The sequence below is a fragment of the Roseibium aggregatum genome (assembly GCF_017309185.1).
Taxonomy (GTDB): domain Bacteria; phylum Pseudomonadota; class Alphaproteobacteria; order Rhizobiales; family Stappiaceae; genus Roseibium; species Roseibium aggregatum_B.
Window position 1 is genome coordinate 231,201 of the sequence record NZ_JAEKJZ010000003.1, and the last position, 15,869, is coordinate 247,069.

Genomic DNA, 15,869 nt, shown 5'->3' on the forward strand with positions numbered 1-15,869 from the left:
GCCGCCGCGCTCGTCTTGGGATCAACCGGCGTATCGCGGCGTGGAGCCGCGATACGCCGATTTGTCCCTTTGCCGCCACTTTGAAAAGGAACCGGTCATGAAACGCGTGACTTTGGCTTTTGCCCTTTTGCTCGTCCTTCTTGTCCCGGGCGTTGCGCAGGAGCAGACACCGGACAGGTCCTCGACGGGCGGTGCGCAGACACTGGAAGATATCCTGAAACGCCAGAGAGGCGAGAAGGTCGACTACGGCTTCAAGAGCGGAAAGACCGGGGATCCGGCGTCGGCCGCGGCCATGTCGTCACAACTCGGTACGCTCGGGGGCGCATCCGATCCGGATCTCTGGCGGGCCCTGCGTTTTGGCACGGCCGACGTCAAGGTATCCGCGGGCGGCGCACCGGCACGGGTTCTGATCCAGGATGGCGGAATGAGCTGGCTGACCTTCAGAAAGGGGCCGCTCGCCACCTATGGCGCCTATTTGCTCGGCGGCACCATCGTCTTTCTGGCGCTTTTCTATCTGATCCGTGGCCGGATTCGCATCGACGGCGAGAAGACGGGTGAGACCATAACCCGCTTCAAGGCTGTCGAGCGCTTCGGTCACTGGCTGCTCGGCGGATCCTTCATCCTGCTTGCCGTGACCGGACTTCTGACGCTGTTCGGCCGGTTTGCCCTTATTCCGCTGATCGGCAAGGACGCCTTTGCGCCGCTCGCGCATTTCTCCAAATGGATCCACAACAACGTGGCCTGGGCGTTCATGATCGGCCTCGTGATGGTGTTCGTGATGTGGGTGGTGCACAACATCCCCAACAAGCTGGACCTGAAATGGATTGCCGTCGGTGGCGGTCTCTTCAAGAAGGGTGTGCATCCGCCCGCCAAGAAGTTCAACTTCGGACAGAAAATGGTGTTCTGGGGGGTGATCGTTCTCGGCGTGTCAGTCTCCGCCTCCGGGTTGTCGCTGCTCTTCCCGTTCGAGCTGCCGATGTTCGCGGCGACCTTTGAAAAGCTCAACGCGCTCGGACTGCCGCAACTGGTCGGGCTGGGCACGCTGCCGGAGCAGATGGCCCCGCATGAGGAAATGCAATATGCCCAGCTCTGGCATGCCATCGTCGCATTCGTGATGATGGCGCTCATCCTGGCGCACATCTACATCGGCTCGATCGGCATGGAGGGTGCATTCGACGCCATGGGGTCGGGCGAGGTCGAACTGCAATGGGCCAAGGAGCACCACGGGCTCTGGGTCCAGGAGGTTCAGGAGGCCGAGCGGCAAGGCCGGCCGGCGGACCACGCGGTTCCGGCCGAGTAGGGCGTCATGCCTGCAACACGGCCAGGACAGCGTTTCGATGTTGTGGCGTTCGCGAAGGCGGCGCCATGGGCCGTCTTCTTTCTGTGCCAGACTCTGGCGGCAGGCGCGGCAGAGTTCCAGACCCTCAAGGGACATGGCGGGCCCATCATGGATGTCGCCGTCTCGAAGGACAGCGGCACCGTCGCGACGGCGAGTTTCGACAATTCCGTCGGCGTCTGGAGCGGCCGGACAGCGCACTGGCTGGAAGGGCATGCCGCGGCCGTGAAGGTGGTCGCGTTCATCGACCCGGAAAGACTTGTTTCGGCCGGGGACGACAACGCCCTGATTCTCTGGGACCTTGGGAACGGTTCGAAGACGCCTCTTGAAGGCCATACGGCCAAGGTGATGGGTCTTGCCGTTTCGCCGGACAAAGACCTGATCGCAAGTGCGAGCTGGGACACCCGCATCGGATTATGGCCGGTGGCCGGTGGCGAGCCTGACTATTTGAACGGTCACACCGCCGGGGTGAACAAGGTTGCCTTTTCCCGGGACGGCAAATGGCTGTTTTCTGCTTCCGTCGATGGATCGATCAAGCAGTGGGATCTTTCAAAACGCGCGGAAAAGCAGGTCGTCGACCGCAATGGCTTCGGGATCAACGTCATTGCGCTTGGCGGGTTCGACGGCGCGTCCGAGACCTGGATTGCCTATGGCTCTCAGGATGGCGTGACACGGGTCGTCGATCTGGCGACGGGCGAACGCCTTCATGAATTCGCCTTTGAACGGCGTCCCATTCTTTCGATGACCCTCAGCCCGGACGGCAGCCGTCTGGCAACCGGCGACGGGCATGGCTACATCACCGTCTTGAACACGGAAAACTGGTCGATCGAGACCGACTTCAAGGCGGCCTTGAAAGGGCCGATCTGGGCGCTGGCCTTCTCAAAGGACGGAGCGGTCCTTCACGCGGGCGGAATCGAGAATATCGTCTATTCCTGGCCGGTCGCCGATCTGGCGCGTTTCGATCCCATGGCGACCGAGACACCCGAGTTTCTGAAGAAACCGGAGGAGATGTCCAATGGCGAACGGCAATTCGCCCGCAAGTGTTCCATCTGCCACGCATTGACGCCCGATGGAGGCCGCAAGGCCGGCCCGACGTTGCACGAAGTGTTCGGAAGGCGGGCGGGAAGCCTGCCCGGTTATTCTTATTCCCAGACCTTGCTTGAGTCCGGGATCGTGTGGTCCGAAGAGACGATTGACGGGCTTTTTCTGGACGGGCCGGATCATTACATCCCCGGCTCCAAAATGCCGATGCAGCGGATTGTGCGTCCCGCGGACCGGGACGATCTCATCGACTATCTGAAAGCGGCGACCGCCGTTGATGACTCTGACGGAGAAATGGAATGAAAGCGATGTTTATCGCCTTTGCCGCGATTGTCGTGATCGCGATCGGAGCCAATCAGGTTCTGATGCATCTCGGGTTTTCCAGTGAGGATCAGCTCACCAGCCCGTCTGTCCGGCTCGGCGAATAGTCCGGCGTTTTTATGAGGCCGGCTTGCCTCGGCATGGCGTCTCAAAAGAAAGCTCCCTCTCCCGGGGGATGGGAGAGGGAGGAAGAGAGCGGGGAAGGAACTTTCTGTAGTTCCCCGCTCTCTTAGCCCTTGAAGTGCCTTCCGGATGCAGCGACGTCCGGAAGGCTTTTTCATAAAACCGTTGCTCAGCTGCCGCCTTTTTCCGCATTCGGGAAGAACAGCTGCTGGCCGTCCACCTTGTAGGAGGCGATGGCGTCCTGGCCTTCCTTGGAGAGGATCCAGTCGATGAACTCCTGTCCCATGTCGGCCTTCACATGCTCATGGACCTTCGGGTTTACGAGAATGACACCATACTGGTTGAACATTTTGGGATCGCCTTCCACGGCGATAGTGTAATCGCCCTTGTTGCCGAAGGCTATCCATGTGGCGCGGTCGGTCATGATATATGCATCCATGCCGGTGCCGGTGTTCAGCGTCGCGCCCATGCCGGAGCCGGTTTCACGGTACCAGTCGCCGGAATTGGCGCCGGGATCGATCCCGGCAGCCTTCCACAGGCGCAATTCCGCCTTGTGGGTGCCGCTGTCGTCGCCGCGTGAGGCGAAGGCTGCCTTGCTCTCGGCGATCTTCTTCAGGGATGCCGTTACGTCGTTGGAACCCGCGACGCCCGCCGGATCGGAACTCGGACCGACGATGACGAAGTCGTTATACATGACGTCGGCACGGGACACGCCTAGGCCGTCGGCGACGAATTTTTCCTCCGAGGGACGGGAGTGCACGAAGAGGACGTCGCCATCCCCGTTGGCGGCGTTCTTGATGGCCTGTCCGGTGCCGACGGCGACAACGCGTACTTCGACGCCGGTCTTGTCCTTGAACAGCGGCAGCAGGTAGTCGAAAAGGCCTGAATTCTGCGTCGATGTCGTGGACTGAACAATGATGAACTTGTCCTCGGCAAGAGCCGGATGCCCGGTCTGGGCACACAGGAAAAGTGTGGCGGCAAGCGCCAGGAACGTTCTTCTGATCAATTTCCTCTCCCCTTGAATTCTTTCATGTTTTGCATGTTGGGTCCGAGATAGATACGGCCGTCTTTCCAGGCGCGGACCGGTTCGCTCTGGGGCGCGTTCAAAACCTGCTCGGCGGGGCCGGTCTCGGCGACCCTGCCGTTCTGCAGAAAGATGAGATCCTCGCCCAGCCGTCTCGCCTGACCGGCGTCGTGGGTCACGAGCACGATGGTGACCCCGCGAGCATTGGCTTCCAGAACCAGGTTCTCGATGGCCGCAGTTGAGGCCGGGTCGAGGTTGGCGGTCGGTTCGTCCAGAAAGAGCAGTTCCGGGTCGCAGGCGAGCGCGCGCACCAGCGAAAGACGCTGCTGTTCGCCACCGGACAGAACCCGGGCCGGCCGTCTCGCCAGATGGCTCAGGCCGGCGGTCGCCAGTGCGCTTTCGATCCTGTCCGAGCGCTCCCGGCCGCGCAGTCCCCGGACGGAGAGGGCGAATTTCAGGTTGGCCAGTACGGAGCGGCGCAGCAGGACCGGCCGCTGGAACACCATGGCCTGGGCAAACCGGGCCTCCGCCGTGAGCGGGGCTCCCTGCCACAGGATCGTGCCTTCGTCAGGCCGGAGCAAACCGTGCATCATTCGAAGCAGCAGGCTCTTGCCGGAGCCGTTGGGGCCCATGATCAAGGTCCGGGACCCTTGCCGGATGGAAAGGTCTATGCCGTTCAGCAAGCGCTCGCCGCCTGCCGAAAATCCGAGATTGGCGACTTCAAGCAAGGTTGATTGCGCATCGGCGCGCTCTAAGGTGGACGCGCTGGCAGCGCCGTTGAAGGCTACATCACGCATAAGCGGACCTCACGGCTGAGGCGCGGAGCGCCATGACGGCGGCGTTCACTGCAAAGGCGATGGCAAGAAGGATGACGCCGAGCGCAAGCGCGAGCTGGAGATTGCCCTTGGAGGTCTCCAGGGCGATGGTCGTGGTCATGACCCTGGTGACGTGATTGATATTGCCGCCGACGATGATCACCGCGCCGACTTCGGCGACCGCCCGGCCGAAACCGGCAAGAGCCACGGTGAGCAGGCTGTAGCGGGCATCCCACAACATGGCGGTCAACCGGTCCAGCGGGCCGACGCCCATGGAGGCGAATTGCTCGGAATATTCCCGGGTCAGATCCTCAACGACCTGCCGGGTAAGCGCGGCGACAATCGGCGTGACCAGAACCATCTGCGCAATGATCATGGCGGTCGGCGTGTAAAGCAGGCGCAGAGGTCCGAGCGGACCGGAAGCGGAAAGCACCAGATAGACCAGCAGTCCGACGACGACCGGCGGCAGGCCCATCAAGGCATTGAGGACAACGGCTACGAGGGTGCGGCCGGGGAAGTCGAAGGTGCCGACGGCCGCGCCGAGAGGCAGCCCGATCAGGCAGGCGAACAACACGGCCGTCAGCGTGACCCGCATGGAAAGCCCGATGATTTCCATAAGGTCCGGGTCGAGAGCGAATACAAGGCCGATGGCCCCGCCAAGCGCACTCCAGAAGCTGTCCATTCGCGTTATTTCTCCCTATTTGCGGAAAAAATAACGTAAAATGCATCAGAATCCAATTCCGATCTTCCGTGGGCGGCAAAAATCTAAGCGCGCCTGAAATCGGGCACTGTCAATCGGCATTCGATTGGATGAATTGGTTTTCCGACAGGCTGTTGGGGGATGGTGCGCCGGTGCGACCGGCGCCTGTGTGAAAGAGGCCACTTAAGCCGGGCAGGGAAGAGCCGCGAACTGTTCTCTTCCGGCGACAATTGCCCGTCCCGGCCTCCAGGCCGGGACCTTTCGATTGCTGGGCTGTTGAGAGCCGGATCTCCGCCGCGCTCCGTCCTGCTGTCAGTTGCCCAGGATGCCCGGCAGATTGAGTCCCTGTTCCCTGGCGCAGTCGAGGGCAATTTCGTAGCCGGCGTCCGCGTGGCGCATGACGCCGGTGGCTGGGTCGTTCCAGAGTACCCGTTCCAGACGCCGGTCGGCGTCTTCGGTCCCGTCGCAGCAGATCACCATGCCCGAGTGCTGGGAGAAGCCCATGCCGACGCCGCCGCCATGATGGAGCGACACCCAGGTCGCGCCTGAGGCCGTGTTGAGGAGGGCATTCAGAAGCGGCCAGTCGGACACGGCGTCCGAGCCGTCCTTCATGGCTTCTGTCTCCCGGTTGGGCGAGGCAACGGAGCCACTGTCGAGGTGGTCGCGGCCGATGACGATGGGGGCCTTCAGTTCGCCGTTGCGGACCATCTCGTTGAAGGCGAGACCGAGGCGGTGGCGCTGACCAAGGCCGACCCAGCAGATGCGCGCCGGCAGGCCCTGGAAGGATATGCGTTCGCGGGCCATGTCCAGCCAGTTGTGAAGATGGGCGTCGTCGGGGATTAGTTCCGTCACCTTGGCGTCGGTCCGGTAGATGTCCTCCGGATCTCCGGACAGCGCGCACCAGCGGAACGGGCCGACGCCCCGGCAGAACAGCGGGCGGATATAGGCAGGCACGAAGCCGGGGAAGGCGAAGGCGTTCTCAAACCCCTCCTCCTTCGCGACCTGGCGGATGTTGTTGCCGTAGTCGAGGGTCGGTACGCCGGCGCTCCAGAAATCGACCATGGCTTCCACATGCTCGCGCATGGAGGCACGGGCCGCCTTTTCGACCGCTTTGGGCTCGCTCTCCCGCTTCTCGCGCCATTCGGCGACGGTCCAGCCTTTCGGCAGATAGCCGTTGACCGGGTCGTGGGCGGAGGTCTGGTCGGTGACAATGTCAGGGCGCGGACCGCCCGCCTTCATGCGGCGGACCAGTTCGGGGAAGATGTCGGCGGCATTCCCGAGCAGGCCGACGGACTTGGCTTCCCCGGCCCTGGTCCAGGTGTCGATCATGGCCAATGCCTCGTCGAGGGAGGTGGCCTTTTCGTCGACATACCGCGTGCGCAGACGGAAATCGATGCGGGTCTCGTCGCATTCTACGGCGAGGCAGCAGGCGCCGGCCATGACCGCCGCGAGCGGCTGCGCGCCGCCCATGCCGCCGAGACCGGCGGTCAGGATCCATTTGCCGGCGAGATCGCCGCCGTAATGCTGGCGGCCGGCTTCGGCGAAGGTCTCGTAAGTGCCCTGAACGATGCCTTGCGTACCGATATAGATCCAGGAGCCGGCGGTCATCTGGCCGTACATGGCCAGGCCTTTCTTGTCGAGCTCGTGGAAATGGTCCCAATTCGCCCAGTGGGGCACCAGGTTGGAATTGGCGATCAGGACGCGCGGTGCGTCCTTGTGGGTGCGGAACACGCCGACCGGTTTGCCCGACTGGACCAGTAGCGTCTCGTCTTCTTCCAGTTGTTTCAGGCTTGCTACGATCCGGTCGAAATCCTCCCAGGTGCGTGCGGCGCGGCCGATGCCGCCGTAGACTACCAGCTCGTGCGGGTTCTCGGCGACGTCCGGGTGGAGGTTGTTCATGAGCATGCGCATCGGAGCCTCGGTCAGCCAGGATTTGGCGCTGAGCTCCGTGCCGGTCGGCGGAAAGACGTCGCGGCTGTTGTGGCGGGGATCGGTCATTGTGAACTCCCGGTGGGTGCATGGTTTTTCGGGGCGAGCGACGGCGCGAGGGTTTCCAGGGCGCTCAGGACGTCCTTGAGGTGCGAGCGCAAGGCGTCCGCTTTCGCCGTGTCGTAAGCGAAGGGCGTGTCCTCGCTCGCAAGATGCGTCTTTTGCGCCAGCTCCATCTGAATGGCATGAAACCCCATGTCGGGGCGGCCGTAATGGCGCGTCGTCCAGCCGCCTTTGAAGCGGCCGTTCAGAACCGACGTGTAGCCCTCGGCTGCTTCGGTGCGCTCGACGACGGCTGCCTCGACCGCGGGGTCGCAGGTCGTGCCGTTGTTGGTGCCAATGTTGAAATCCGGCAGCGTGCCTTCGAAAAGATAGGGCACCATCGAACGGATCGAGTGGCAATCGTAGAGGATCGCAACGCCGTGCCGGGCCCGGACCCGCTCAAGTTCACCCAGAAGTGCATCGTGATAGGAAGCGTGCCAGGTGCGGCGCCGGGCTTCTATCTCGGCCGGGTCCGGGTCTTTTCCGGAGCGATAGAGCGGGCGGCCGTCGAAATCCGTCGTCGGGCAGAGCGTGGTCGTGTTCTGTCCGGGATAGAGGGAAACGCCCTCCGGGTCCCGGTTGGCGTCAATGACGTAGCGGTGGAAATTGGCTTTCACCATGGTCGCGCCCGGCAAGAGGTCCGAGTAGAGCCGGTCCACATGCCAGTCGGTGTCGGCAAGTTTCCGGCCCGTCGCGTTGAGCCGGTCCCGGATGTCCTCGGGAACATAAGTGCCCGCATGCGGGACACCGAGGACGACGGGCCCGTCTCCCTTGATTACTTCAACGGGCTGCATGGGCGGCTCCCAGTTCGATCATGTGACTTTCGGAAAGTACGGAAACCAGCGCGCGCGTGCTGACCAGTCGGGCGGCTTTTTCCAGATCCGGGGCGAGGTAGCGGTCCTTGTCGAGGGGCGGAACCTGCTTGCGCAACGCCGCGACGACGGTCCGCAGGGCCGGGCTGGTGGCAAGCGGCGCCCTGTGTTCGATCCCCTCGGTGGCGCAGAGAAGTTCGACGCCGAGGATGCGGGCCAGATTGGCGGTCATGCGCGCCAGCCGCCGCGCGCCATGGGCGGCCATGGAGACATGGTCCTCCTGGTTGGCGCTGGTTGGAGTGGAATCCGTCGAGCAGGGATTGGCGAGATGCTTGTTCTCGCTCATCAGGGCGGCGGTGGTGACCTCGGCGATCATCAGGCCGGAGTTGAGGCCCGGATCGCGGGCGAGAAAGGGCGGCAGGTCGAAGGAGAGCGTCGGGTCGACCATGAGCGCGACCCGGCGTTGGGCGATGGCGCCGAGTTCGGCGATGGCGAGTGCGATCTGGTCGGCGGCGAAGGCGACCGGCTCGGCATGGAAGTTGCCGCCTGAAACGATCCGGTCCGCCTCGATCAGAACCAGCGGGTTGTCGGTGGCGGCGTTGGCTTCGATTTCGAGGGTCGTGGCCGCCATGCGCAGCAGATCGACACAGGCGCCCGCCACCTGGGGCTGGCAGCGGATGCAATAGGGGTCCTGCACGCGGGTGTCGCCGTCCCGGTGGCTTTCGCGGATCTCGGAGCCTTCCATGATCGCGCGCATCACGCGGGCGACCTCGATCTGTCCCCGGTGGCCACGCAATTCGTGGATCTCCGGCAGGAGAGGCGCGGTGGACCCCATGATGGCGTCGGTGGAGAGGCTCGCGGTGACAAGCGTCGCCTCCGCCAGCCGCCAGGCGTCGAACAGGCCGGTGAGGGCCGAGGCCGTCGAGAATTGCGTGCCGTTGATGAGACCCAGACCTTCCTTCGGTCCGAGAACGACCGGAGTCAGCCCTGCCTGGGCGAGGGCGTCCGCGCCCGGTATCCTCTTGCCCTCGTATTCGGCTTCGCCTTCGCCGATCAGGACGGCGGTCATATGCGCGAGCGGGGCGAGGTCGCCGGAAGCTCCGACGGAGCCTTGCGAGGGAACAATCGGCGTGACGCCCTTTTCCAGGCAGGCCTCGATCAGCTTCAGCACCTCGAAGCGCACACCGGACGCGCCACGCCCGAGCGACAGGAGCTTCAGCACCATCATCAGCCGGGTGGTGGTGCGGTCCAGCGGATCGCCGACGCCGCAGCAATGAGACAGGATCAGGTTGCGCTGAAGCGTGGCGGTGTCCTCAGGCGCGATCTTGACGCTTGCCAGCTTGCCGAAACCGGTGTTGACGCCATAGACGGCCTCGCCGCCCTGGGCTGCCTTTCCGACCCGGTCCGCCGCGAGATCGATGGCGGCCTGCGCCGCGCGGTCGATCCTGACCGGACGTTCCTCTCGGTAGATGCGCTCCAGATCGGACAGTGTGACGGAGCCGGGAGACAGGGTGAGGGTGCTCATTCAGAGCCTCCGAAAATGCGTGTTTTGAGGGCATTGAAGCCGATCCGGTAGGAGAGTTCGGCCGGATGGGCGACGTTCCAGACGGCCAGGTCGGCGACTTTACCTGCCTCAAGGGTGCCCTGATCGGAAAGGCCAAGCGCCCTGGCGGCTTCGCGGGTCACCCCGGCAAGCGCTTCTTCCGGCGTCATGCGGAAGAGGGTGCAGCCCATGTTCATGGTCAGAAGCAGGGAGGTCAGCGGCGAGGTGCCCGGATTGCAGTCCGTCGCGAGGGCCATTGGCACCTTGTGTTTTCTGAGGAGATCGAGCGGCGGGAGCTGCGTTTCCCGCAGGGTGTAGAAGGCTCCCGGCAACAGAACGGCCACGGTGCCGGCCGCCGCCATGGCTTTCACGCCTGCCTCATCCAGGTATTCCACATGGTCGGCCGACAACGCGCCGTAGGATGCGGCCAGGGCAGCGCCGCCAAGATTGGAGAGCTGTTCGGCATGGAGCTTGACCGGCAGGCCCAGTTCTTTTGCCTTGTCGAAGACTTTTGCGATCTGAACCGGGGAGAAGGCGATGCCTTCGCAGAACCCGTCGACCGCATCGACGAGGCCTTGCTCATGTGCGGCTTTCAGCGCCGGCAGGCAGATGTCCGTGAGGTAGTCGTCCGCCCGACCCTTGTAGGCGGCGGGAACCGCATGGGCTCCGAGGAACGTCGTGACCACCTGTACGGGGCGCGCCTCGCCGATCCGGCGGGCCGCGCGCAGCATGCGCACCTCGGTGTCGAGGTCGAGACCGTAGCCGGACTTGATTTCCAGCGTGGTGACGCCTTCGCCGATCAGCGCGTCGACCCGGGGCAGGGCGGCGGCCAGCAGTTCGTCCTCGCTGGCGGCACGTGTCGCCGTCACCGTGGAAACAATACCGCCGCCGGCGCGGGCTACATCCTCATAGGAGGCGCCCTGAAGCCGCATCTCGAATTCCTTCGCCCGGTCGCCGCCGAAGATCACATGGGTGTGGCAGTCGATGAGGCCGGGGGTGATCAGGCTGCCGCCCTGGTCTTCCGCGGGGATATTGGCAAAGCACTGCGGGAGATCGGCCGCCTTGCCCGCCCAGGCGATCCTGCCGCCGTCGATCGCGAGAGCGCCGTCTTCGATCAGGCCGTAGGGGGCGTCGTTTCCGGCCAATGTCGCCAGTCCGGCATTGGTGAGGAGACGTTGGGACAAGGTGTTTCTCCGACTTGATTAAATCGCGATATAAGATAATATGCATGCACATATTTGCCTGTCAACGGAGAATACGGATCATGCCAGCGGTTTCGGAAACGGAGATTTTCGCGAAGAAGGCGCTGTTGCCGGACGGTTGGGCATGTGACGTCTCCGTGCGGGTCGGCGCGGATGGTCGCATCCTTTCGGTCGCTCCGGATACCGACGCAGAAGACAAACGTCGTGGCGACACCGTCGACATCCTGCTGCCCGCACCGGTCAACCTCCACAGCCACGCCTTTCAGCGGGCCATGGCTGGCATGAGCGAGAGGAGAGGCGCGGAGGCGCGCGACAGTTTCTGGACCTGGCGCCAGATCATGTTCCGCTTTCTGGACGCGCTGACGCCGGAGGACATCGAGGCGATCACTGCCTTCGTTCAGATGGAAATGCTCGAAGCGGGCTATGCGGCGGTCGGCGAATTCCACTACCTGCATCACCAGCCGGGTGGGGCGCCGTATGAAAACCTTGCCGAACTGTCCGAGCGGATCGTGGTTGCCGCAAGCGAAACGGGGATCGGCCTGACGCTGTTGCCGGTCTTCTATCAGCATGGCGGTTGCGACAAACGTCCGCTGGCTCCGGGACAGATCCGCTTCGGCAACGATTTTGACCGGTTTCAGAAGCTCCACGACCTTGCCGCAAACGCGCTCAAGCAGCTTCCCGGCGACGCGGTCCTCGGGGTCGCGCCGCATTCCCTGCGGGCGGTCGATGCGGACGGCTTGAAACTCGCCGCAGACCTTGCTGCTGAAAACCCGCTGCACATGCATCTCGCCGAACAGGTGGCGGAAGTCGACGAGGTCAGGGAGGCCTGGGGCAAGCGCCCGGTCGAATGGCTTCTCGCCAACCGGGACGTTTCCGCGAACTGGTGCCTGATCCACTGCACGCAGATGACGCCGGAGGAAACGTTGGGCCTTGCCCGCTCGGGGGCTGTCGCCGGGCTTTGCCCGATCACGGAATCGAGCCTGGGCGACGGCATTTTCGACGGCCTACGCTATCTTGCCGAAGGTGGCCGGTTCGGCGTTGGCTCCGATTCCAACATACGCATCTCGCTTTCGGAGGAACTGCGGACCCTGGAGTATTCCCAACGGCTGCGCGACAAGTGCCGGGCGGCGGTCGCGACTTCGGAGAAGTCGACGGGCCGGGTTCTTTTCGAAGGCGCCGTCACCGGCGGGGCCCAGGCTGCGGGGCGAAAGTCCGGTGCGATTACGGAAGGCGGTTTCGCCGACCTTCTGGCGCTCGACGGCAGGTCCATCGATCTGGAAGGCCGGGAGGGCGACGAAATCCTGGATGCCTGGATATTCGCCGGAGACGACCGGATGGTTGCGGATGTCTGGTCCGCCGGCCGTCATGTCGTCAAGGAGGGAAAGCATGTGAAGGGGGAGGAAATCCGCGCGGCCTACAGGGCGACCATGACCTCCCTGCGCGAACGTCTTTGAGGACTTCCATCGTGACTGTCGCTGACACAAATTCCTGGACCGGTATCCGCGAGGAACTCCTGCGCCGGATCGTCGGCCGGGTCTGGCAGCCGGGCGAGCAGATCCCGCATGAGGCGGATCTGGCGGAGGAATTCGGCTGCGCCCGCACCACCGTCAACCGGGCCCTGAGGGATCTCGCCGAAAGCGGCCTCGTGGTGCGCAAGCGCCGGGCGGGCACCCGCGTCGCGTTGAACCCGCCCCAGAAGGCGACGCTGACCATTCCGGTTCTGCGCGAGGAGGTCGAGGCGCTCGGGCGGACCTACCGGCACAGCCTTTTGGAACGGGACTTGCGGCCTCTGCCGCCGATGCTCCATGGGGCCTTTCAGGTTCCGCCCGATGCGGATGTGCTTTATCTGAAGTCGCTTCATTTCGCCGACGACCGGCCCTACGCCTTCGAGGAACGCTACATCAACCTTGCCACCGTCCCGGGTGCGCAAGCTGCCTCGTTCGAGGCAATCAGCGCCAACGAATGGCTGGTCCAGAACGCCCCTTACAGCCACGGCGACCTCGCCTTCTTCGCGCTTAGTGCGGACGACGACCTGTCGGCGCAACTGGACGCAGCCCCCGGCACGGCCCTCTTCGCCATGGAGCGCATCACCTTCGCGGGGGAAGAGCCGATCACCCATGCGCGGCTGATCTTCGCGCCGGGGTACCGGATGCGGACGGCGATTTAGGGTTTTTCCAGGATCCCGAAACGTCTGCTTTGCGCCGTTAGTCTCGTTCTGCCTGCGGTCCGCTTTCAGGTGTTTTGCTTCGTCAGCTTTCTCTGGAGATAGTCAGAAAATTGTCCAGCATAGCGTCGCTGGAGTTCGGTACTCTTCCAATCTCTTCCGGTCACCTTCCCCCGGCAGTGAGGCGCGCCGCAGGCGCAGTCCATTTCCCAGTCATCGTCATCGCCAGTCGCGTAGTCGAAGGTAAGTTCTTCGCCGGGATCAATGTCGCGCATAGCGCGAAACGTGATTTGCCCGACGATCTGCAGGTTGGGATTGCAGGAGTGATTCAGACACATCATCGACGCTTCCCGCTCCTCCGGGGTCACAGGTCCGATGAACAAATGGTCGTCGATCTGGATTTCAGCGGGACCAAGCGTCTTGGCGAGCTCGTCCCTCTTCTTCCGGTCAAACACGTGACCGCCTTTCACGACCACGGTCTCGCCCGCCTGTATCGATGCCATGCAGAACAGGCCGCGTCCCTCAATTTCACTTCCGCGTTTTTCGACCTTCTTCGAAAACCAAGTTGTCAAAGCCTGTCTCCTTACAAATCGTGCAGCCGCCCTATCGTTATTTTGCTACAATCGCGTGACGGGGAACTTCTGAGACGACCGCGCAACAAGAGTATTCACAAGCAGACGTCCATGCTGCGGGTCGCATCCTTCGTCATGTGCTTCATCCGCACTTTCAGGATCCGGGCGACGGTAACCTTGCCTTCTTCGCGCTCAGCGCCGACGGGGACCGGTCTGCCCAGCTGGACGCCTCACCCGGCACCGCGCTCTTCGTCACGGAAGGGATCACCTTCGCGGGCGAGACTCCCATTACCCACGCGCGGTGGGTCCTCGCGCCGGGGTGCTGGATACGGACGGCGGTTTCGCGTTTTCGAAGTCTTTTCGTGCCGGTTTGGGCGTCCCAAGCGGACGTACAGGGCCGTTGGCTTTAAGCTTATTGGGTCGTCTTTGTCCGGCTGGATCATCAAACGACAGTCAGATACCGGACAAACGGCGGGCGGAGAGAGTGTATTTCTTGTTCAGTTTGGATGACCGGGTGCGGTCGAATTTGCAGTCCATGATCGAGGTGCAATTTTGTCTCTAAGCTTATAGTAGAGAGCCTCTGTTTTCGTTTTCGGTAAAAAACTGACGGGAAGTGAAAAGTGATGATCCTTGTTTGCAACGAGAACTCTTCGCATTTCGTCCAGTTCTAAAAGACAGTGTTCCGGCAAGCCAAACTCAAACGTCTTGAAACCATTGTTCCAGGCCCGATTTCTGATCGTGGACAAGAGTTCTTTTGTGCTTTCCTCCATCCATCTGCCGTCTTCCGGTTCTTCCAGGTAACCCCAAAAATAGGCGACATACATCATTGCGGTGGCCTGGTCGCAGTCAGCGCGCTCCAGAACAGTTTTCCATTCTCGTGGATGCTCGTCATAGTGTCCTGTGCAATGAAGAAAATGGTGTGCTTGAATTGGATCGCACTCGGATAAAAATGCGAGCACCACTTCGGACGCTTGGCAGCCGTCGGACAATGAATCCTTCCAGGCATTCCAAACATAATCCGGTACGAAAGACTCGTCATAATCGAGCGAACAATGATTTGCCGCGAGTGCCAGTTGCCATATCCAGGACGGCAATTTACGTCGAGACATGTTTTGCACCTTGAAAGATTTAAGTGCTAGAAAATTACAGGATTTCAATTTTAAATTGCTTAACGAATGTGATTAACACAGGCTTCAGTCCCCTGGCGATGAAACGCCAGGAGTGGAGAGGCATGCCACGATCAATCGGTCAAACGTTCTTTTCCGTCCGTCGCCGTGAGCGACGCGGACGTCATTCGCCCCCGGTTTTGGGGTCCTTGCTCAGAAGGTAGGTGTCCATCACCCAGCCGTGCTCGTTTCTTGCCGAGTTCCGGATCCGCTCGATGTCGTCACGTACATCGCGCACCTTTCCGGAAACAAGAATTTCATCCTCCGTGCCGATATAGGCACCCCAGTGGATGTTGATATCTCCGTCGAGGGAGCGAAATGCTCCTTGTCCGTCCAGCATGACAACAACATTTCCCTGGTCAATGGGAAACGCTTCGCTCAATTGGCGCGCGGTCATGATCGTCAGGGATTCCCCGATCCGGTTCAGGGGAACCTTGTGGTTCGCGGCCAGCGCCTGAACACTGCTGATACCCGGAATGACCTCGAAATCGAGGTCGAAGGTTCCGCTTGATCCGATGGTGTCGAGAATGCTCAAGGTTCCGTCGTACAGCGACGGGTCTCCCCACACGAGAAAGGCGCCGATTTCGTCTTCTGCGAGGCTTTCAGTCAGAAGCTTTTCGTATATGCGGCGCACTTCTTCGCGCCAGAGTTCGACATTCTGTTTGTAGCGTCCGTACTTCGACCTCTCGGGGATGTCGAATTCCACCAGCCGGTAGTCGCTGTTCTCGATGAAGCGCTCGCAGATATCGCGGCGCAGGCGAAGCAGCTCAGTCTTCTTAGTTCCCTTGTTCGGAATGAAGAAGACCGAAACCCGGTTCATCGCTTTGATCGCCTGAACGGTGACATAGTCGGGATTTCCGGCGCCGATGCCGATGACCATCAGGGATCGCTTCATCAAGGTTCGCTTTCAGTTGCTTTAAGACATGGAAACGTCAGGTCTTAAAGGAATACCAAGGGTAATAGACAATGGCTCATCTGACCGGTTTTCAGGCTTTTCGGCCAGGAATGTGTCGCGGGGG

General features: G+C 62.1%; 15 protein-coding genes. 5 read left to right on the forward strand and 10 right to left on the reverse strand.

All coding sequences use genetic code 11. The features are described 5' to 3' along the window. Positions 1–97 precede the first annotated feature (97 nt). The 3 genes from JF539_RS16250 to JF539_RS27920 are packed head-to-tail and all read left to right on the forward strand — an operon-like array spanning position 98 to position 2,805. A complete protein-coding gene (locus JF539_RS16250) occupies positions 98–1,300 on the forward strand; it encodes a formate dehydrogenase subunit gamma (protein ID WP_207141751.1) in 1,203 nt (400 codons plus the stop codon). A gap of 6 nt (positions 1,301–1,306) precedes the next feature. Continuing rightward, positions 1,307–2,680, forward strand: coding sequence for a c-type cytochrome (locus JF539_RS16255; protein ID WP_207141752.1), 1,374 nt, complete (start codon positions 1,307–1,309; stop codon positions 2,678–2,680). After that, positions 2,677–2,805 (forward strand): hypothetical protein, encoded by a 129-nt coding sequence (locus JF539_RS27920; protein ID WP_268957564.1) that lies wholly within the window; start codon positions 2,677–2,679, stop codon positions 2,803–2,805. Before JF539_RS16255 ends, JF539_RS27920 begins: the two co-directional genes overlap by 4 nt. A 185-nt stretch (positions 2,806–2,990) precedes the next feature. On the opposite strand, the gene JF539_RS16260 is transcribed toward JF539_RS27920, so the two are convergent. From JF539_RS16260 to hutI, 7 genes are all read right to left on the reverse strand, one after another. Then, positions 2,991–3,827 carry a substrate-binding domain-containing protein gene (locus tag JF539_RS16260; RefSeq protein WP_207141753.1) on the reverse strand — a complete coding sequence of 279 codons (837 nt, stop codon included), beginning with the start codon at positions 3,825–3,827 and terminating at the stop codon, positions 2,991–2,993. Then, entirely contained in the window at positions 3,824–4,642 is an 819-nt protein-coding gene (locus JF539_RS16265) for a phosphate ABC transporter ATP-binding protein (protein WP_207141754.1), read from the reverse strand. Before JF539_RS16265 ends, JF539_RS16260 begins: the two co-directional genes overlap by 4 nt. Beyond that, positions 4,635–5,342, reverse strand: coding sequence for an ABC transporter permease (locus JF539_RS16270; protein WP_207141755.1), 708 nt, complete (start codon positions 5,340–5,342; stop codon positions 4,635–4,637). Before JF539_RS16270 ends, JF539_RS16265 begins: the two co-directional genes overlap by 8 nt. A gap of 330 nt (positions 5,343–5,672) precedes the next feature. Next, positions 5,673–7,358, reverse strand: coding sequence for a urocanate hydratase (gene hutU / locus JF539_RS16275; protein WP_207141756.1), 1,686 nt, complete (start codon positions 7,356–7,358; stop codon positions 5,673–5,675). Beyond that, complete coding sequence (gene hutG / locus JF539_RS16280; RefSeq protein WP_207141757.1) at positions 7,355–8,185, reverse strand: N-formylglutamate deformylase; 831 nt, start codon at positions 8,183–8,185, stop codon at positions 7,355–7,357. Before hutG ends, hutU begins: the two co-directional genes overlap by 4 nt. Next, on the reverse strand, positions 8,172–9,728 hold the full coding sequence (hutH, locus tag JF539_RS16285) for a histidine ammonia-lyase (RefSeq protein ID WP_207141758.1): 1,557 nt from the start codon (positions 9,726–9,728) through the stop codon (positions 8,172–8,174). Before hutH ends, hutG begins: the two co-directional genes overlap by 14 nt. Beyond that, positions 9,725–10,930, reverse strand: coding sequence for an imidazolonepropionase (gene hutI / locus JF539_RS16290; RefSeq protein WP_207141759.1), 1,206 nt, complete (start codon positions 10,928–10,930; stop codon positions 9,725–9,727). Before hutI ends, hutH begins: the two co-directional genes overlap by 4 nt. 80 nt (positions 10,931–11,010) lie before the next feature. On the opposite strand from hutI, the gene JF539_RS16295 reads away from it, so the two are divergent. Together JF539_RS16295 and JF539_RS16300 are read left to right on the forward strand one after the other, a co-directional pair. After that, positions 11,011–12,402: a formimidoylglutamate deiminase gene (locus JF539_RS16295; RefSeq protein ID WP_207141760.1), complete on the forward strand. Its 1,392-nt coding sequence runs from the start codon at positions 11,011–11,013 to the stop codon at positions 12,400–12,402. 11 nt (positions 12,403–12,413) lie between these two features. After that, entirely contained in the window at positions 12,414–13,115 is a 702-nt protein-coding gene (locus JF539_RS16300; RefSeq protein ID WP_207141761.1) for a GntR family transcriptional regulator, read from the forward strand. Between the two features lie 65 nt (positions 13,116–13,180). On the opposite strand, the gene JF539_RS16305 is transcribed toward JF539_RS16300, so the two are convergent. The 3 genes from JF539_RS16305 to cobF form a co-directional block, all read right to left on the reverse strand. Then, the gene (locus JF539_RS16305) at positions 13,181–13,684 is read right to left on the reverse strand and encodes an SET domain-containing protein (RefSeq protein ID WP_207141762.1); all 504 of its coding nucleotides are present in this window, start codon (positions 13,682–13,684) and stop codon (positions 13,181–13,183) included. A gap of 497 nt (positions 13,685–14,181) precedes the next feature. Then, complete coding sequence (locus JF539_RS16310; protein WP_207141763.1) at positions 14,182–14,793, reverse strand: hypothetical protein; 612 nt, start codon at positions 14,791–14,793, stop codon at positions 14,182–14,184. Between the two features lie 181 nt (positions 14,794–14,974). After that, entirely contained in the window at positions 14,975–15,745 is a 771-nt protein-coding gene (gene cobF / locus JF539_RS16315; protein WP_207141764.1) for a precorrin-6A synthase (deacetylating), read from the reverse strand. Positions 15,746–15,869 lie beyond the last annotated feature (124 nt).

Coding starts and splice junctions, on each gene's coding strand:
- hutG (WP_207141757.1), bottom strand. CDS start 8,185: ATGCAGCCCGTTGAAGTAATCAAGGGAGACGGGCCCGTCGTCCTCGGT.
- hutH (WP_207141758.1), bottom strand. CDS start 9,728: ATGAGCACCCTCACCCTGTCTCCCGGCTCCGTCACACTGTCCGATCTG.
- cobF (WP_207141764.1), bottom strand. CDS start 15,745: ATGAAGCGATCCCTGATGGTCATCGGCATCGGCGCCGGAAATCCCGAC.
- JF539_RS16270 (WP_207141755.1), bottom strand. CDS start 5,342: ATGGACAGCTTCTGGAGTGCGCTTGGCGGGGCCATCGGCCTTGTATTC.
- JF539_RS27920 (WP_268957564.1), top strand. CDS start 2,677: ATGAAAGCGATGTTTATCGCCTTTGCCGCGATTGTCGTGATCGCGATC.
- JF539_RS16310 (WP_207141763.1), bottom strand. CDS start 14,793: ATGTCTCGACGTAAATTGCCGTCCTGGATATGGCAACTGGCACTCGCG.
- JF539_RS16250 (WP_207141751.1), top strand. CDS start 98: ATGAAACGCGTGACTTTGGCTTTTGCCCTTTTGCTCGTCCTTCTTGTC.
- JF539_RS16255 (WP_207141752.1), top strand. CDS start 1,307: ATGCCTGCAACACGGCCAGGACAGCGTTTCGATGTTGTGGCGTTCGCG.
- JF539_RS16265 (WP_207141754.1), bottom strand. CDS start 4,642: ATGCGTGATGTAGCCTTCAACGGCGCTGCCAGCGCGTCCACCTTAGAG.
- hutU (WP_207141756.1), bottom strand. CDS start 7,358: ATGACCGATCCCCGCCACAACAGCCGCGACGTCTTTCCGCCGACCGGC.
- JF539_RS16295 (WP_207141760.1), top strand. CDS start 11,011: ATGCCAGCGGTTTCGGAAACGGAGATTTTCGCGAAGAAGGCGCTGTTG.